This is a genomic window from Bifidobacteriaceae bacterium, from assembly GCA_031281585.1.
Taxonomy (GTDB): domain Bacteria; phylum Actinomycetota; class Actinomycetes; order Actinomycetales; family WQXJ01; genus JAIRTF01.
Map to the genome: position 1 here is coordinate 49,196 of JAITFE010000059.1, position 15,398 is coordinate 64,593.

A 15,398-nucleotide genomic window follows, 5' to 3' on the forward strand; every position below is an offset into this window, starting at 1 on the left:
CTGGTAGAGTGGGCGGCTGGTGTGCCCAAGACGGGTGCCCTGGGGCCTTAGCCATTGTGTCGGCCCCACGCTCAACCACAGCGGTTGGGCGCGTTTCGGAACAACACGAACAGGAGTTGCCACGCGATGACCTCAGTGCGTCGCGCGCGCCGTCAGGTGCGCGAATCCCGGGCCCTTGGGCTGGCCCTCACCCCGAAAGCCGTCAAGTACTTCGACCGACGGCCCTATCCGCCCGGCGAGCACGGGCGCGGGCGGCGGCGGACCGAGTCCGACTACGCGATCCGGCTGCGGGAGAAGCAGCGCCTGCGGGCCCAGTACGGGCTGCGGGAGAAGCAGATCGTGCGCGCGTTCCAAGACGCCCGCAAACAGCCGGGCCTGACCGGCGAGGCGCTGGTGGAGTTGCTGGAGGTGCGGCTTGACTCGTTGGTGCTGCGGTCGGGGTTCGCGCGGACCATCTTCCAGGCTCGGCAAACCGTTGTGCACCGGCACGTCCTGGTGGACGGCAAACTGGTGGACCGCCCGTCGTTCAGGGTCAAGCCGGGCCAGATCATCATGATCAAGCCAAAGTCGCAGACGCTGGTGCCGTTCCAGGTGGCCGCCGCCGGCGCCCACCGCGACGCGCAGGTCTGGCAGATCCCCGAATACCTGGACGTCAATCTGGAGCGGCTGCGCGCGCAGTTGGTGCGGGCGCCGAAACGCGCCGAAGTGCCCATCACCTGCGACGTGCAGCTGGTCGTGGAGCACTACTCCCGCTGACCGCCGCCTGGCCGGTGGTTCCGCCAAGAAGGAGGCCGTAATGACTTTGGGCGAAGTCGCCGGACTGATCGCGGCGCTCGCGTTCGTGGCGCTGGTGGGCTTGCTGGCCGTGCCGGTGCTGAGGTTGGGGCGGGTCTTCCAAGAGGCGACCCGGTCCGTCAAGGAGCTGACGGACCACACGCTGCCAATCCTGGACCAGGCCGCCACGACGGTGGCGGAGACAAACGCGCAGTTGGAGAAGGTGGACACCATCACGTCCGCCGCGGCGGACGTGTCGCAGAACGTGTCCGCGCTGACCGCGCTGTTCGCTGCCACGGTGGGCGGACCGCTGATCAAAGTGGCCGCGTTCACCTACGGCGTCCGCACAACGGTTGCCGGCCATGCGCCCAAGAAGAGCCGCCGCGCCAAGCACCGCCGGGGGGGCGGAGCCGCCGAGCCGGGGGATGGTTAGGGTGCGCCGGGTCTTTTGGACGGGCGCCGTGCTGACCCTGGGCGTGGGCACCGGCCTCGGGCTCGCGTTTTGGGCCTACCGGCGGTTCGACGCCGCCAAGCGGGCCGTTTCTCCGGAGGGGATCGCCGCGCGGTTTGACGACGCATTGGCCACGGTGGGCCAAATGGCCGGCGAGATCCGCGAGGCCGCCGCCGCCCGCGAGGCCGAATTGCGCCGCACGCTGCTCAAATCCGACTAGCCGCCAAGGAGACGCCTGCAATGCGCACTTCGGAAATCCGCAACCGCTTCCTCGCCTACTTCGAGAATCGGGGACACACGGCGGTCCCGTCCGCCTCTCTGATCAGCGAGGACCCGTCCCTGCTGTTCACGGTGGCGGGCATGGTCCCGTTCATCCCCTACATGTTGGGACAGGTGCCCGCGCCGTGGCCCAGGGCCGCCTCAGTCCAGAAATGCCTCCGCACGGGCGACATCGACGAGGTCGGGAAGACCACCCGCCACGGCACGTTCTTCCAAATGAACGGGAACTTCTCGTTTGGGGACTACTTCAAGGAGGGAGCTATCGCGCACGCCTGGGAGCTGGTCACCGGGCCGCAGGCGGACGGCTTCCTGGGGTTCGACCCGGACGCGATCTGGGTGACGGTCTTCCATGAGGACGACGAGGCGGCGGCCCTGTGGCGGAGCGTGGCCGGATTGCCGCCGGAGCGCATCCAGCGGCGGGGCATGAAGGACAACTTCTGGTCCACCGGCCAGCCGGGGCCGGCCGGCCCCTGCTCCGAGATCTATGTGGACCGGGGGCCTCAGTTCGGTCCCGACGGCGGCCCCGTCGTGGACGAGGACCGGTTCCTGGAGATCTGGAACCTGGTCTTCATGGAGTTCGAGCGCGGCGCCGGCGGCGCGAAGAGTGACTATCCGCTGCTGGGGGAGTTGGAGCAGAAGAACATCGACACCGGCATGGGTTTGGAGCGGGTCGCCTACCTGCTCCAGGACGTGGCCAACCTGTATGAGATCGACGAGGTGGTGCCGGTCATCCGCCGCACCGAGGAACTGACGGAACGCTCCTACGGCGCGGACCACGAGGCGGACGTACGGATGCGGGTAATCGCCGACCACGTCCGCTCTGGCCTGATGGTGATCGCCGACGGGGTGACCCCCTCAAACGAGGGCCGGGGCTACGTGCTGCGGCGGCTGCTGCGGCGAGTGGTCCGGTCGATGCGCCTATTGGGCGTCGAGGAGCCGGTTTTCCCCGAGTTGTTCGAGGTCTCCAAGGACGCCATGAAGTCCTCCTACCCGGAGTTGGAGCGGGACTGGGCGCGCATTTCCGGCACCGCGTATAGCGAGGAGGAGTCTTTCCTGCGCACGCTGGCGGGCGGGTCCACCATCTTAGATGTGGCGATCGACCGCACCAAGGCGGCCGGCCGGCCGGCCTTGTCCGGCCAGGACGCCTTCCAGTTGCATGACACCTACGGCTTCCCCATCGACTTGACCCTGGAGATCGCGGCCGAACAGGGTTTGGCGGTGGACCAGGAGGCGTTCCGCGCCTTGATGCGCGAACAGAAGGAACGGGCGCGGGCGGACGCGGTCGCCAAGAAGACGGGTCACGCCGACACCTCCCTCTACCAGGAGCTGGCCGCCCAAGTCGGCCTGACAGACTTCACCGGCTATGCCGAATACGAGTCGCGCGGCCGGGTCTTGGCGCTGATTCAGGACGGCCAGGGCATCCCGCTGGCGCAGGCACCCGCCAACGTGGAGCTGATCCTGGACGCCACGCCGTTCTACGCGGAGGCGGGCGGTCAATTGGCGGACCAGGGCACCATCGAGTTCGACTCGGGCGCGGTGTTCGAGGTGGACGACGTGCAACGGCCCATCAAGGGCCTCTCGGTCCACCGGGGCCGCCTGATCGAAGGCCGCCTGGCGGCCGGCGACCAGGGCCTGGGCCGGATCGACGTGGAACGCCGCAAGGCGATCTCCCGCGCCCACACCGCCACGCACATGGTCCACAAGTCGCTTCGCGAGCACCTTGGCTCCACCGCCACCCAGGCGGGTTCGGAGAACGCGCCCTCGCGGCTCCGGTTCGACTTCCGGTACGGGTCGGGGGTCCCGCAGTCGGTCTTGGGGGAGATCGAGGAGCGGGTCAACACCATGCTGGCGGAGGACCTCGAGGTCACGGAAGAGTTGATGGACCTGGACAAGGCCCGGGAACTGGGCGCCATGGCGCTGTTCGGGGAGAAATACGGCCGGATTGTCCGCGTCGTGTCGATTGGCGGCGACTGGTCGCGCGAGTTGTGCGCCGGCACGCACATGCGCCGCTCTGGCGAATTGGGCCGCGTGTCCGTGTTGGGGGAGGCGTCGATCGGCTCGGGGGTGCGCCGCGTCGAGGCCCTGGTCGCGGATGGCGCCTACGCGCATCAGGCCAAAGAGCACCTCCTGGTCTCACAGCTAACCGACGTGTTGAAGGTCCGGCCAGACGAGTTGGTTGACCGAGTGGGCTCGCTGGTCGCCAAGCTGAAGGAGGCGGACAAGGCTCTGGCGGCAATGCGGTCAGCCCAGTTGGGCGCCCAGGCCCCGGCTTTGGCCGCGTCGGCGCGCTCGGTCGCCGGAGTGCGCCTGGTGACGGCCACCCTGGACGGCGCCAGCGGCGACGACCTGCGGGGCCTGGCTCTGGACGTGCGCTCCCGCCTGGGGGAGTCCGAACCGGTTGTGGTCGCCCTGGGTTCCAAGGACGCGGACAGCGGCCGCGGGGTTTTGGCCGTGGCGGTGAACGATGCCGCTCAGTCCGCCGGTCACAAAGCCGGCGTCTTGGTGGGGTTGGCTTCCAAGGTGTTGGGTGGCGGCGGGGGCGGCAAGCCGGCGTTGGCCCAGGGCGGCGGCGCGGACGGCTCCAAGCTGGACCAGGCCTGGGCGGCCATCGCCGGCGCGCTGTGACCGGGCCGAGCGGCCCCTGGCTCGGGGTGGACCTGGGCCAGGTCCGGGTCGGCCTGGCCAAATCCGACCCCGGCCTGGTGTTGGCCATGCCCCTGGCCACTCTGCAACGGGCAGGCCGCTCGGTCGAAGCTCTGGCGGACCACCTGGCCCGTGTGGCGCGGGAGGAGAACGCCCGCCGCGTGGTAGTCGGCTGGCCCCTCAACATGGACGGCACGATTGGCCCCAAAGCGGCCGAGGCGGGCGAACTGGCGGCGGCGCTGAAGGCGAAGGGAGTCGAAACGGCCCTCCAAGACGAGCGGCGCACCACCAGCCAGGCGAGCGCCCAACTGCGGGAGGCAGGCCGGGACGCCAAAAGCCAACGCGCTGTGATAGACCAGGCGGCGGCCACTTTGATCCTCCAGTCGGCGCTGGACACGCGCCAACCACTCGGCCCGCTTGAACCGCTTGAGCCGCTTTAGCCACGGTGCCTGGTAGGGTCGCGGGGTGAAGCTTGCCGAGCCAGTCGAATCCCTGGGCGACCCGCGGGCGCAGCGGATCGCCGATGTGGCCAAACCCTCGCATTCGAACACGAAAGTGGCGTTGATCGAGGACGAGGAGCCGCTTGTCAACGCCCTGGCGGCTGGGGTGGAGTTTGTCGAGGTCTACCATGAACGGGGCCATGCCGTCCCGTCCGCGCTGGCACAGGCCCTTGAAGACGCGTCCGTCCCGGTCGCGGCGGTTGACGGCGCGCTCCTGACCCGCGTCTTCAGGACCGACAAACGACCACGGTGGTTCGGGGTCGCCAAGGTGCCGCGTCCGGCCTGGCTGGAGGACCTGGAGGACCGAGCGGGCGACATCGTGATCCTGGACGGTGTGCGGATCGTGGGGAACATCGGGGCGATCATTCGGACGGCAACCGCCTTCAACGCGGCGGGGATTGTCCTGATCGACTCTGGCCTGAGCACCATTGCGGACCGAAGGCTCCTCCGCGCCAGTCGCGGCTACGTGTTTTCGCTGCCCGTTGTCCTGGCGCAGGCCGACGAGTTGGCCCGCTTCCTAGACGACCAGCGAATCCGGGTCGCCGTGCTTGACGCCGGCGCCCCAACCAGCCTTGAGGAACTGGCAGGCGAGCCTGAACGGCGAGCTCTGGTATTCGGGAGCGAGCGCACCGGCCCGTCGGCGCGCTTCCGGCCCGGCGGCGTGGGTCGGGAACCCCTGCCCCTCGCAGCGTCCATCCCCATGCCGGGGCCGGTCGAGTCGCTCAACGTTTCGGTCGCGGTCGCGGTCACGCTTTACGCGTTGACGTCCCCGAAACGGGGCCTGGACGTGTCGGATTCGTGAGGGTTCGCACTGGCCAGCGCGTCAGTGGAGGCAAGGCAAGGTCACAAAACGGTAAGCTTCTCTCCCGTGAGCGACCAGTGGACTCCTTTCGGACCCGACAAGGCCCCTCCGCCGCCCGCGCAGCCGAGCTTCCCTCCCCAGGGCCCGTTTACGCCGGAGCAAGGCGAGCCCGAGTTCCTCGAGCCGGACCGGTACCAGCCTGAGCAGTTCGAGCCGCAGCAGTACCAGCCCGAGCAGTTCCAGCCGGGCCAGTACCAGCGCGAGCAGTACGAACCCGAGCAGTACCAGCCAGAGCAGTACGCACCCGAGCAGTACCAACCGGGCCAGTTCCAGCCGGAGCAGTACGAGCCCGGGCAGTACGAACCCGAGCAGTACGCACCCGAGCAATACCAGCCTGAACAGTACGAACCTGAACAGTACGAACCTGAACAGTACGAGCCCGAGCAGCTCCAGTCCGAGTACTACGAACTGGAGCAGTATGAACCGACCCCGGAGCCGAGCGGGGCCGCGGTCTCCCGCCGCGCCCTGCGCGAGGCGGAGGCCGCCCAGGCCGAAGCCGTCAAGGAGACCAGGCAGGCGAGTAGGCGCGGGCCGATCACGGCCGTGATGATGATTGTGCTGGTGGTCGCGGTGGGCACCGTGGGATTTGTTGTCGGCAAGCCGATGATTGAGCGGCTGACGCAGCCGAAGCCGACCACGGTCACGGACTATCCGGGCCCGGGCGCGGGCGCGACCACCATCACCATTGACCAAGGCGATCCGGGCAGCACGATCGCCCAGAAGTTGGTCGACGCGGGCGTGATCGCCACCACCGGAGCTTTCATCCAAGCCTGGAACAAGGCCGGGGACACGGCCGCGTCTATCCAACCGGGCACGTACGCGCTGTTTGAGAAGATGAGCGCGGCCGACGCGCTGGCCGCGCTGCTCGACCCGGCCAACCGGAACGCGATCGTCTTCACCGTGCCGGAGGGCAAGCGCGCCGGCCAGGTGTACCAGATCATCGGGTTGGCGATGGCGCGAGCCGATTTGGGCGCCGATGCCGACCAGGCGGCCCTCGATCAAAAGGCCAGCGAGGACGCCCAACTAGTCGAGCAGGCGGCCGCGGACCAGGCCGGGATCGGCCTGCCGCCGGAGGCGGGCGGGCTGGTGGAGGGGTGGCTCTTCCCGGAGACCTACAGCTTCAACATTGGCACCACGCCCACTGAGATGCTGGCCAAGATGGTGTCTCAGACCGTCGCCGTGCTGGAGGACCTGAAGGCGCCCAGGGAAAACTGGGCGAAGATCCTCACCATCGGGTCGCTGGTGGAGAAGGAGTCCAAGCTCTCTGACGACCGCCCGAAGACGGCCCGCGTCATCTATAACCGCCTCGACGTGGGCATGAGGCTCCAGCTTGATTCGACCGTGGTCTACGGCGTGGGGCGCTTTGACGACAAGGTTGCCACCAGCCAGGCCGAACGCGACGACCCGAACCCCTTCAACACCTATGTGGTGCCGGCCCTGCCTGCGGGCCCGATCTGCAATCCCGGCCTGGAGGCAATCGAGGCGGCGATAAATCCCGCCCCCGGAGCCTGGATCTACTTCTGCGCTTGGAACCTGGAGACTGGCGAGACGATCTTCTCTGAAACCCTGGAAGGCCAGCAGAGGTGCATTGACAAGTGGCACGCCTGGGAAGCGGAACAGGCCGGATGACGAACCGCGCGGCGGTGCTCGGCAGCCCGATCAGCCACTCGCTTTCGCCGGCGCTGCACCAGGCCGGCTATGCGGCCCTGGGGCTGACCGACTGGATCTACGAGACGGTCGAAATGACGGAGTCCGGTCTGGGGCCGTGGCTCGCCGGCCTGGGCCCGGAATGGAGGGGTTTGTCCTTGACCATGCCCCTGAAGCGGACCGCGCTGGGGTTGGTTGACCACGTGCAGCCCCTGGCGAAGATGGTGGGCGGCGCGAACACCGTGCTGTTCAATCAGGCTGGAACTGTGGGCGCGAACACCGACGTGCACGGCATGGTCGCCGCCGTCCGCGAAGCCCGGCCGGACGGGGCGTTTCGTTCCGCGAGCGTGATCGGGGGCGGCGCGACCGCGGCGGCGGCCCTTGCGGCGCTGGCCGAATTGGCGCTCAGGCGGCCCCGCGTCTACATCCGTTCGGTTGCCCGTTCGCAGCCCACTCTTGCGGCCGCGGGCCGCCTGGGCGTGGAGCCGGAATTGCGGAAGCTTCGCCCGGAGCAGCCGCCGCCGGACTGGCCGGCGGACTTGACCATCTGCACTCTGCCGCCGCACGCCGCCGACCCGCTGGCCGAAGGCCTGGGCGAGGCGCTGGTCCCGTCCGGCGCCCTGCTGCTGGACGTGGCGTACAGCCCGTGGCCCTCGGCGTTGGCGGACGCTTGGGCCAGGGCGGGCGGGAAAGTCGTCTCCGGCAAGGCCATGCTGCTGCATCAGGCCGCCGCGCAGTTCCAAATGATGACCGGCCACGCCGCGCCCCTCGCCCAGATGCGTGCGGCGATCGCCTGAACCGGAGACAATGAATCCATGCTGCGTTGGTTGACGGCCGGAGAATCGCACGGTCCTGCGGTCTTGGGCGTGCTGGACGGCATCCCGGCCGGGGTGGAGGTGGCGCCCCGGGACGTGGCGCGGGCGCTGGCCCGGCGGCGGGCGGGGCACGGTCGCGGCGCCAGAATGGGCTTCGAAGCCGACCAGGTGGAAATCCAGGGCGGGATTTGGCGTGGGAAGACCACCGGCGGCCCGGTCGCCATCGCCGTGGCCAATTCGGAATGGCCCAAGTGGCGGGAGGTCATGTCGCCGGAGCCGGGTCCGCCGCCGGACACGGCCCGGGCCGCCAAGCTGACCCGACCCCGGCCCGGCCACGCCGACTTGGCGGGCATGGTCAAGTACGGGCAGGATGACGCCCGCGCCATTTTGGAGCGATCCTCCGCCCGTGAGACGGCCGCGCGGGTGGCTCTGGGGGCGGTCGCGGCGGCTTTCCTAGACCAGGCTCTGGGGATCCAGATTGTCAGCCACGTGGTGGCGCTTGGCGGGGTGGTGTCGAACGGCCCCGCCCCCAGACCGGATCAAGCCGCCGCCGTTGACGCCAGCCCGGTCCGCACCCTGGACGCGGCGGCCGAACGGGCGATGGTGGACCGGATCGACCAGGCGAAGCAGGCGGGCGACACCCTAGGCGGGGTGGTCGAGGTGATCGCCTACGGCGCGCCGGTGGGGTTGGGCTCCCACGTTCAGGCGGACCGGCGCCTGGACGCGGCGCTGGCGGGCGCGCTGATGGGCGTCCAGGCGATCAAGGCCGTGGAGATCGGCCTGGGTTTGGCGGCCGCGAGCCAACCGGGCTCGGCGGTGCACGACCAAATCACGCGCGAAGACGGCCGCGTCACCCGTGTGACCAACAATGCGGGCGGGATTGAGGGCGGCGTCTCCAACGGTGAGCCGATTGTCTTGCGCGCGGCCATGAAGCCCATCCCGACGGTGCCCCGCGCGCTCGCCACGATCGACACTCAAACGGGCGAGGCCGTCCCGGCCCACCACCAGCGTTCGGACACAACGGCGGTCCCGGCGGCGGCGGTGGTCGCCGAGGCGATGACCGCGTTGGTGCTGGCCCAGGCGGCCCTGGACAAGTTTGGCGGCGACTGCCTGGCCGAGGTCCGCCGCAACGTGGCGGGCTACCTGGCCGCCGTCCCGGAGTTTTGGAGGTGAGCGCGCTGGTGATGATAGGACCGCCGGGCGCTGGCAAGACCACCATCGGAAGGCACCTGGCCGGCCGCCTCAAAGTCGCGTTCGTGGACACGGACGAGGCGGTTGAGGCCCAGGCGGGACAGCCGGTCAGCGAGATCTTTGTGCGCCAGGGCGAGCCCGCGTTCCGCTCCATGGAGCGCGAGGCGGTCGCCGCGGCGCTGGCCCAAGCGGACCAGGCCCCCATGGTCATAGCGCTGGGCGGCGGCGCGCCTCTCGACCCCGCCACGGCGCGCGCCCTGGAGGGGGCCACGGTGGTCTTCCTCGACGTGTCTGACGCGCTGGCCATCCGGCGCGTTGGCCTGAGCGCGGCCCGGCCATTGCTGGCCGGATCGCCCCGGAAGGCCTGGCGGGAATTGATGGCGCAGCGCCGACCGGTCTATGAGGGCCTGGCCGATGTCATAATTCAAGTGGACGGTCTCAGCCCACAGGACGCCGCTGGACGGATCGCCGCGTTAGTGATGGAAGGGGAGCGATGAGTCCGTCGCAAATCACAGTCGAGGTCGACCAGCCTTACGAGGTCGCGGTGGGGCACGGACTGCTGGCCAGGCTGGCGGAATACCTGCCGAAAACAGCCGGACGTTTGATGATCCTGTTCGACCCGGCGGTGGCCGGACCAATTCCGGCCCTGGTCGACGAGTTGCGCAAGGACGGCTTCGAGGTCCACCTGTTGGCGGTGCCCAGCGGCGAGGAGGCCAAGACCATCGCGGTCGCGGCGGCGGTCTGGCAGCGGTTGGGCGAGGCCGCCTTCACCAGAACCGACGCGATTGTCGGAATTGGGGGAGGTTCCACCACGGACGTCGCCGGGTTCGTCGCGGCCACATGGCTGCGCGGCGTGCCGGTGCTTCAGGTCCCCACCACCCTGCTGGCCATGGTGGACGCCGCCATTGGCGGCAAGACCGGCATCAACACGGACGAGGGCAAGAACCTGGTGGGCGCCTTCCACCAGCCCGCAGCCGTGATCTGCGACCAGCAGTTGTTGGACACCTTGCCGACCGAGGAGATCGTCTCCGGCATGGCTGAGGTCATCAAGTCCGGCCTGGTGGCGGACCCCGGCATTTTGGACGTGGTCTGGTCGGGTCCGCAGGAGACCCTGAAGCCGGCGAGCCCCTTGCTGACGGAGCTCATCCGCCGGGCCGTGGCGGTCAAGGCGGAAGTTGTCGCGGAGGACCCCGCCGAATCCGGCCGCCGCACCATCCTCAACTACGGCCACACCTTTGGGCACGCCATTGAACAGGTCGAGCATTTCCGCTGGCGCCACGGCGACGCGGTCGCGGTCGGGATGGTTTACGCCGCCGAGGTCGCCGTGCGGGCCGGATTGATGGATCCGTCCCTCCTTGGCTTGCACCGCGAGCTGCTGACCGCCGTGGGCCTGCCGATCGCCTACAACTCCGGACGTTGGGCGCAGTTGTGGCCCGCCATGCGGCGCGACAAGAAGAACCGCGGCAAGACCCGCCGCATGGTCCTGTTGGAGGACGTGGGCCGTCCCGTGGTGGTCCGGGGGATTCCGGAGGACTTGCTGGAGGAGGCCTACCAGGCGATCTCGGCGGTGCCGGGGGCCGCCCCGTATCCGGTCAAGACGGCTCCCGATTACTCGCTGGAGAACCCGTACGGCACGCCCACGTATGTGCCCCCGGTGGATGAGGACCTCGCGACCCCAGCCGGCGGTTCCCAAGGCGCCGCCACATGAGCGTGGACCAGGCCTCGTCCGCCCGCCCCGTCTTGGTCCTGAACGGCCCCAATCTGGGCCGCTTGGGTGCCCGCGAGCCGGAGGTGTACGGCAGGCTCAGCCTGGATGATCTGCGGCGGGCCTGCGCCGGATGGGGCCGCGAGCTGAACCTGGTGGTGGCCGTGCGCCAAACCGACGACGAGGCGGAACTGATCGGCTGGCTCCACGCCGCGGCGGACCACCAGACGCCGGTGGTCCTCAACCCGGCGGCGTTCACCCACTATTCGTACGGCTTGCGGGACGCGGTCGCGCAAGTCCCCCTGGTCATTGAGGTGCATTTGTCGAATCCGGCGGCCCGTGAGCGCTTCCGCGCCACCTCCGTGATCTCGGGTGTGGCCAAAGGCACAATCGCGGGCTTCGGCTTCGACTCCTACTACTTGGCGTTGGCCGCGTTGGCCCGCCTGGCGGCGGCCTCCGCGTAGAGGAACTCGACCTCCTCCGCGAAGTCCGCGAGCACCAAGGACCGTTTGACCTTCAGCGACGGCGTCAGGTAGCCGTTCTCCTCGGTGAAGTCCACCCCCAGAATCCGAAACTCGCGGATTGACTCCGCCCTGGAGACGGCCTGGTTGGTCCGGGCGACCGCGCGGGCCAGGGAGGCCCGGATATCCGGGTCGATCCGGGCCTGCTCAATGGTCAGCGGGGACTTGCCGTGGCTGGCCAACCAGCCGGGGATCATCTCCTCGTCCAACGTGATGAGCGCGGCGATGAAGGGGCGCTGGTCGCCCACCACGACGACTTGCGAGACCAGGGGGTGGCCCCGCAAGCGGTCTTCGAGGGTCGCGGGCACCACGTTCTTGCCGCTGGCCGTGACGATCAATTCCTTGCGTCGGCCGGTGATGGTCAGGTAGCCGTTCTCGTCCAGCGAGCCGATGTCCCCCGTGTGGAACCAGCCGTCCGCGAGCGCGGCGGCGGTGGCGTCTGGATCGTTCCGGTAGCCCCGGAAAATGTGGAAGCCTTTGGACAGGATCTCGCCGTCCTCGGCGACCGCCACCGTCTGGCCGGGCAGCGGCGGCCCCACGGTGCCGATCTTGTTGACCTTTTGGCGGTTGACCGCGGTGGGCGCGGAGGTCTCGGTCAGCCCGTAGCCCTCGTAGACGGTCAGGCCAATGCCCCGGAAGAAGTGTCCCAGGCGTTCCCCCAGGGGGGCGCCGCCGGACACGGCGTACAGCAACTGGCCGCCCATCATCTTGGTGAGCTTGCGGAAGACCAGTTGTTTGGCGATCGCGTACTGGACACGCCGGGCGGGCGTGAAGCCGCCGCGGGAGTCCCGCTCCCGCGAGGAGACGATCGCCACTTTGGCGGCCCAGCGGAACAGCTTCAGCTTGACGCCGCCGCCGGTGGAGGCCTCGGCGGCGTTGTAAACCTTCTCCAGCACCCGGGGGACCACCAGGAGAAAGGTGGGCCGGAAGGAGGAGAAGTCCTTGATCAAGGTCTTGGTGTCCGGGGAGTAGGCCACGATCGATCCGGCGAATAGGGCGATCACGTTGATGACGCGGGCGAAGACGTGGGCCAACGGGAGGAAGAGGATGGTTCGGGAGCCAGGATGGCAGATCCAGTCCAGCGCGGCGGAGGCGTTGCGGGCGGCGGTGGTGAAGTTGAGGTGGGTCAGTTCAACCCCTTTGGGCCGCCCCGTCGTCCCGGAGGTGTAAATCAAGGCGGCCAGGTCGTCTCCCCTGACGGCCTCGCGGCGCCCGGCCAAGACGGCATCGGACACCGTCTGGCCCTTTTCCACCAAAGCCGGGATGGCGGCATCGTCCAAAATCCAGAGCGGACCCTGGTAGACGGCGCGGACGATCTCCGCGTGGTCGGCGGTCTCGCAAACGACGGCGGCCAAACCGCCGTCCTCGACGATCCATCGGGCCTGGTCGGCGGACGAGGTCTCGTAGATGGGCACCCCCGCGGCCCCTATGAACCACAAGGCGTAGTCGAACTGGGTCCACTCGGCCGATGTGCGGGCCATGATCCCGACCCGGTCGCCGTGGCCAATGCCGGCGGCGATCAGCCCCTTGGCGAGGGCCTCGACGGAGCCGAGGAAATCGTGGACCGACATGGGCGCCCAACCGTCCCCGTCCCGCACCTCTATGATGGGCGCTGCGGGGTCGCGGTCGCGGCGTTCCAGAAGGAGATCGGCGATCGACTCGTCGGGATTTGGGGGGGCCAAGACGGGCGTTGATGAAACCTTCACGCCCCGGACCCTAGCCGTTCGCGAGCACCCTACGCACCCGTAGGCCCTTGGACAGTAAGATATCCGGGGCCAATCACAGCAACAACGACGGAGAGATTTGTGGCAACCACCAATGACTTGAAGAACGGCCTTGTGCTGAACTTGGACGGGCAACTCTGGACCGTGGTGGAGTTCCAGCACGTCAAGCCCGGCAAAGGCGGCGCTTTTGTGCGCACCAAGCTGAAGAACGTCCTGACCGGCAAGGTGATCGACAGGACCTTCAACGCCGGCCTGAAGGTTGACACGGCGACCGTGGACAAGAGCGACATGCAATACCTTTACCGCGACGGCGACGCGTTCGTGTTCATGGACAAGGACACCTACGACCAGCTCAACGTGGCGGAGTCGACCGTGGGGGACGCGGCGCATTTCCTGTTGGAGGGCCAAGACGCCCTTGTCGCGACCCATGACGGCGACCCGCTTTACGTGGAACTACCCGCGGCGGTCGTGTTGGAGATCACGTACACCGAGCCCGGACTGCAGGGCGACCGGTCCACCGGCGGCACCAAGCCCGCCACTTTGGAGACCGGTTACGTCATCCAGGTGCCGCTGTTCATTGAGCAGGGCACCCGCGTCAAGGTCGACACCCGCACGGGCGAGTACCTCAGCCGAGTCAACGAGTGAGCGGGCCGTCCGGCTCGGCTTCGCGTTCGGCGGCGCGGCGGCGCGCCGTTTTGTTGGTTTTCGAGGCCTTCCAGCGGGGGGCGGGCCTGCCGGAGCTGTTGGCGGACCGTGTCGCGCTTGGCGCCTCTGATTGGGGTTCGGAATTGCCCGATGCCGCCGCGCCCGCCCCGTACACCGTCCAGCTGGTCGAGGGGGTGGCCGCCCATCAGGAGGAGATCTCCGAGTGGCTGGACACCTACGCCCAGCGCTGGCCGCAATCCCGCATGCCGGCGGTGGACCGCGCCATCTTGTATGTGGGCGCCTACGAGGTGGTCTTCGAGGACGACGTCCCGGACCAGGTGGTCCTCAAGTCCGCGGCGGACCTGGCCGCCAAGCTATCCACGGCCAAATCGGCCGACTTCGTCTCCGGCCTGCTGGGCCGCCTCTCCAAGATCAAGGCCACCCTGCGCTAGCGGCGGCGGCCGGGGAGCCAGGCGAACATGGTCTTGAGGCCGTCCGGGAAGTTCAGGATGGTGACGCCGAACAGGACCACGACCATTCCCAGGACCATGATCCAGTCGGGGCGTTCTTGGTAGAGGAGCCAGCCCCAGATACCGGCGCAGACCGGGTCGATCGAGGCCAGGATGGAGGCCTTCCCGGTTTCCATGTAGTTCATGGCGTACGTGAACGCCAGGTACGGGAGGACGGACGCGAACAGGGCGTGCGTCACCAGCCAAGCCGTGACCGGGCCTGGCGCCTGGGCCAGGCTGCCTGCGATCCGCCCGAAGTCGGCGAACGGGGCGGTCAGCACGGCCCCGAAGACAAAGCTGTACAGGGAAATGGTGACCGATGAATAGCCCAGGTTGATGCCGACCCGGGTCATGATTCCGTAGAGCGCCCAGCCCAACCCGCCCGCCAGACCGACAACCAGGCCGAGAGCGGAGAACGGCGGGCCAGACGAGCCGGGGCCGGCTGTGCCAGAACCGATGATTCCGCTGGTCAGGACCGTGCCGCCGAAGACGATCACCAGGGCCTGGAGTTTGACCGCCGTGATCGGCTCCTTGAACAATCCCCTGGCCACGAACACCACGAAGACCGGCGCGGTCGCCAGCAGGATGGAGGCCAGAGCCAACGAGTTCATCATGATCGACAGGCTGTAGAACAGGTTGAGCATGACCGCGCTGGCCAGGCCGCCCAACACGAAGCACCACAGGTCGCGGGGCCGCACTCGGAAGTAGCGTGTCTTCCCGGCCGCCGCCAGTGCCAGAATCATCATCAGCGCGGCCACGGCCATGCGGACGAACACGATCGTCATGGCGCCGTAGCCGTAGCGGTCGAGGGCCCGCACAAAGACGCCGATCGAGCCCCACATGCACCCGGCCGCCAGCACTGAGACAACGGCGACGGCGCTCCTGCGCGGGGGAGCCATGGGGGAGTTCATGCTCAGATCCTTCGCGGTCGGCTGACGCGCGCGAGCGCGCGCGCTTCCAAGCCCCGCAACATGATAGGCCCGGCGCATCGGCGCGGCTAGGGGCCCTTTTGGGGGGGGTGTGAGTCTCTTTTGTGTTGCTTTGGCGTTTGGGCTTGTCCGCGGCGTAGTCTGGGATAGAACATATCCCAGAGTGTGGAGGGGAGCCCATGACGCGCTTCGAGGACCAGACA

The 15,398-nt window shown here is 68.5% G+C and carries 16 protein-coding genes; 14 read left to right on the top strand and 2 right to left on the bottom strand.

What is annotated here, in order from left to right; all coding sequences use genetic code 11:
* Positions 1 to 126 precede the first annotated feature (126 nt).
* The 12 genes from rpsD (at position 127) to LBC97_06785 (ending at position 11,331) form a co-directional block, all read left to right on the top strand.
* The gene (rpsD, locus tag LBC97_06730) at positions 127 to 756 is read left to right on the top strand and encodes a 30S ribosomal protein S4 (GenBank protein MDR2565744.1); all 630 of its coding nucleotides are present in this window, start codon (positions 127 to 129) and stop codon (positions 754 to 756) included.
* A gap of 40 nt (positions 757 to 796) precedes the next feature.
* A complete protein-coding gene (locus tag LBC97_06735) occupies positions 797 to 1,207 on the top strand; it encodes a DUF948 domain-containing protein (GenBank protein ID MDR2565745.1) in 411 nt (136 codons plus the stop codon).
* A 1-nt stretch (position 1,208) separates the two neighbouring features.
* A complete protein-coding gene (locus tag LBC97_06740; protein MDR2565746.1) occupies positions 1,209 to 1,445 on the top strand; it encodes a hypothetical protein in 237 nt (78 codons plus the stop codon).
* A 20-nt stretch (positions 1,446 to 1,465) separates the two neighbouring features.
* Entirely contained in the window at positions 1,466 to 4,129 is a 2,664-nt protein-coding gene (alaS, locus tag LBC97_06745; GenBank protein ID MDR2565747.1) for an alanine--tRNA ligase, read from the top strand.
* Positions 4,126 to 4,587: a Holliday junction resolvase RuvX gene (gene ruvX / locus LBC97_06750; protein MDR2565748.1), complete on the top strand. Its 462-nt coding sequence runs from the start codon at positions 4,126 to 4,128 to the stop codon at positions 4,585 to 4,587. Before alaS ends, ruvX begins: the two co-directional genes overlap by 4 nt.
* Positions 4,588 to 4,612: 25 nt before the next feature.
* A complete protein-coding gene (locus tag LBC97_06755; GenBank protein MDR2565749.1) occupies positions 4,613 to 5,449 on the top strand; it encodes an NshR/TsnR family 23S rRNA methyltransferase in 837 nt (278 codons plus the stop codon).
* Between the two features lie 66 nt (positions 5,450 to 5,515).
* Positions 5,516 to 7,138 (top strand): endolytic transglycosylase MltG, encoded by a 1,623-nt coding sequence (gene mltG / locus LBC97_06760; GenBank protein MDR2565750.1) that lies wholly within the window; start codon positions 5,516 to 5,518, stop codon positions 7,136 to 7,138.
* Positions 7,135 to 7,953 carry a shikimate dehydrogenase gene (locus LBC97_06765; protein ID MDR2565751.1) on the top strand — a complete coding sequence of 273 codons (819 nt, stop codon included), beginning with the start codon at positions 7,135 to 7,137 and terminating at the stop codon, positions 7,951 to 7,953. The genes mltG and LBC97_06765 overlap by 4 nt, the downstream gene beginning before the upstream one ends.
* Before the next feature lie 18 nt (positions 7,954 to 7,971).
* Positions 7,972 to 9,144, top strand: a complete 1,173-nt coding sequence (gene aroC, locus LBC97_06770) for a chorismate synthase (protein ID MDR2565752.1) — start codon at positions 7,972 to 7,974, stop codon at positions 9,142 to 9,144.
* 11 nt (positions 9,145 to 9,155) lie between these two features.
* On the top strand, positions 9,156 to 9,659 hold the full coding sequence (locus LBC97_06775) for a shikimate kinase (protein MDR2565753.1): 504 nt from the start codon (positions 9,156 to 9,158) through the stop codon (positions 9,657 to 9,659).
* Positions 9,656 to 10,870, top strand: coding sequence for a 3-dehydroquinate synthase (gene aroB / locus LBC97_06780; protein ID MDR2565754.1), 1,215 nt, complete (start codon positions 9,656 to 9,658; stop codon positions 10,868 to 10,870). The genes LBC97_06775 and aroB overlap by 4 nt, the downstream gene beginning before the upstream one ends.
* Positions 10,867 to 11,331: a 3-dehydroquinate dehydratase gene (locus tag LBC97_06785; protein MDR2565755.1), complete on the top strand. Its 465-nt coding sequence runs from the start codon at positions 10,867 to 10,869 to the stop codon at positions 11,329 to 11,331. The genes aroB and LBC97_06785 overlap by 4 nt, the downstream gene beginning before the upstream one ends.
* On the opposite strand, the gene LBC97_06790 is transcribed toward LBC97_06785, so the two are convergent.
* Complete coding sequence (locus LBC97_06790) at positions 11,283 to 13,094, bottom strand: AMP-dependent synthetase/ligase (GenBank protein ID MDR2565756.1); 1,812 nt, start codon at positions 13,092 to 13,094, stop codon at positions 11,283 to 11,285. The genes LBC97_06785 and LBC97_06790 overlap by 49 nt on opposite strands.
* 99 nt (positions 13,095 to 13,193) lie before the next feature.
* Here LBC97_06790 and efp point away from each other — a divergent pair, with 99 nt between their 5' ends.
* Together efp and LBC97_06800 are read left to right on the top strand one after the other, a co-directional pair.
* A complete protein-coding gene (gene efp / locus LBC97_06795; GenBank protein MDR2565757.1) occupies positions 13,194 to 13,757 on the top strand; it encodes an elongation factor P in 564 nt (187 codons plus the stop codon).
* Positions 13,754 to 14,209 (top strand): hypothetical protein, encoded by a 456-nt coding sequence (locus LBC97_06800; protein ID MDR2565758.1) that lies wholly within the window; start codon positions 13,754 to 13,756, stop codon positions 14,207 to 14,209. Before efp ends, LBC97_06800 begins: the two co-directional genes overlap by 4 nt.
* Here LBC97_06800 and LBC97_06805 read toward each other — a convergent pair.
* Positions 14,206 to 15,177, bottom strand: a complete 972-nt coding sequence (locus tag LBC97_06805; protein MDR2565759.1) for a DMT family transporter — start codon at positions 15,175 to 15,177, stop codon at positions 14,206 to 14,208. The genes LBC97_06800 and LBC97_06805 overlap by 4 nt on opposite strands.
* Positions 15,178 to 15,398 lie beyond the last annotated feature (221 nt).

Excerpts from the sequence above, each read along its gene's own strand:
- rpsD (MDR2565744.1), top strand. The coding sequence starts at position 127 with ATGACCTCAGTGCGTCGCGCGCGCCGTCAGGTGCGCGAATCCCGGGCC.
- LBC97_06785 (MDR2565755.1), top strand. The coding sequence starts at position 10,867 with ATGAGCGTGGACCAGGCCTCGTCCGCCCGCCCCGTCTTGGTCCTGAAC.
- aroB (MDR2565754.1), top strand. The coding sequence starts at position 9,656 with ATGAGTCCGTCGCAAATCACAGTCGAGGTCGACCAGCCTTACGAGGTC.
- LBC97_06765 (MDR2565751.1), top strand. The coding sequence starts at position 7,135 with ATGACGAACCGCGCGGCGGTGCTCGGCAGCCCGATCAGCCACTCGCTT.
- LBC97_06735 (MDR2565745.1), top strand. The coding sequence starts at position 797 with ATGACTTTGGGCGAAGTCGCCGGACTGATCGCGGCGCTCGCGTTCGTG.
- LBC97_06775 (MDR2565753.1), top strand. The coding sequence starts at position 9,156 with ATGATAGGACCGCCGGGCGCTGGCAAGACCACCATCGGAAGGCACCTG.
- aroC (MDR2565752.1), top strand. The coding sequence starts at position 7,972 with ATGCTGCGTTGGTTGACGGCCGGAGAATCGCACGGTCCTGCGGTCTTG.
- LBC97_06805 (MDR2565759.1), bottom strand. The coding sequence starts at position 15,177 with ATGAACTCCCCCATGGCTCCCCCGCGCAGGAGCGCCGTCGCCGTTGTC.
- alaS (MDR2565747.1), top strand. The coding sequence starts at position 1,466 with ATGCGCACTTCGGAAATCCGCAACCGCTTCCTCGCCTACTTCGAGAAT.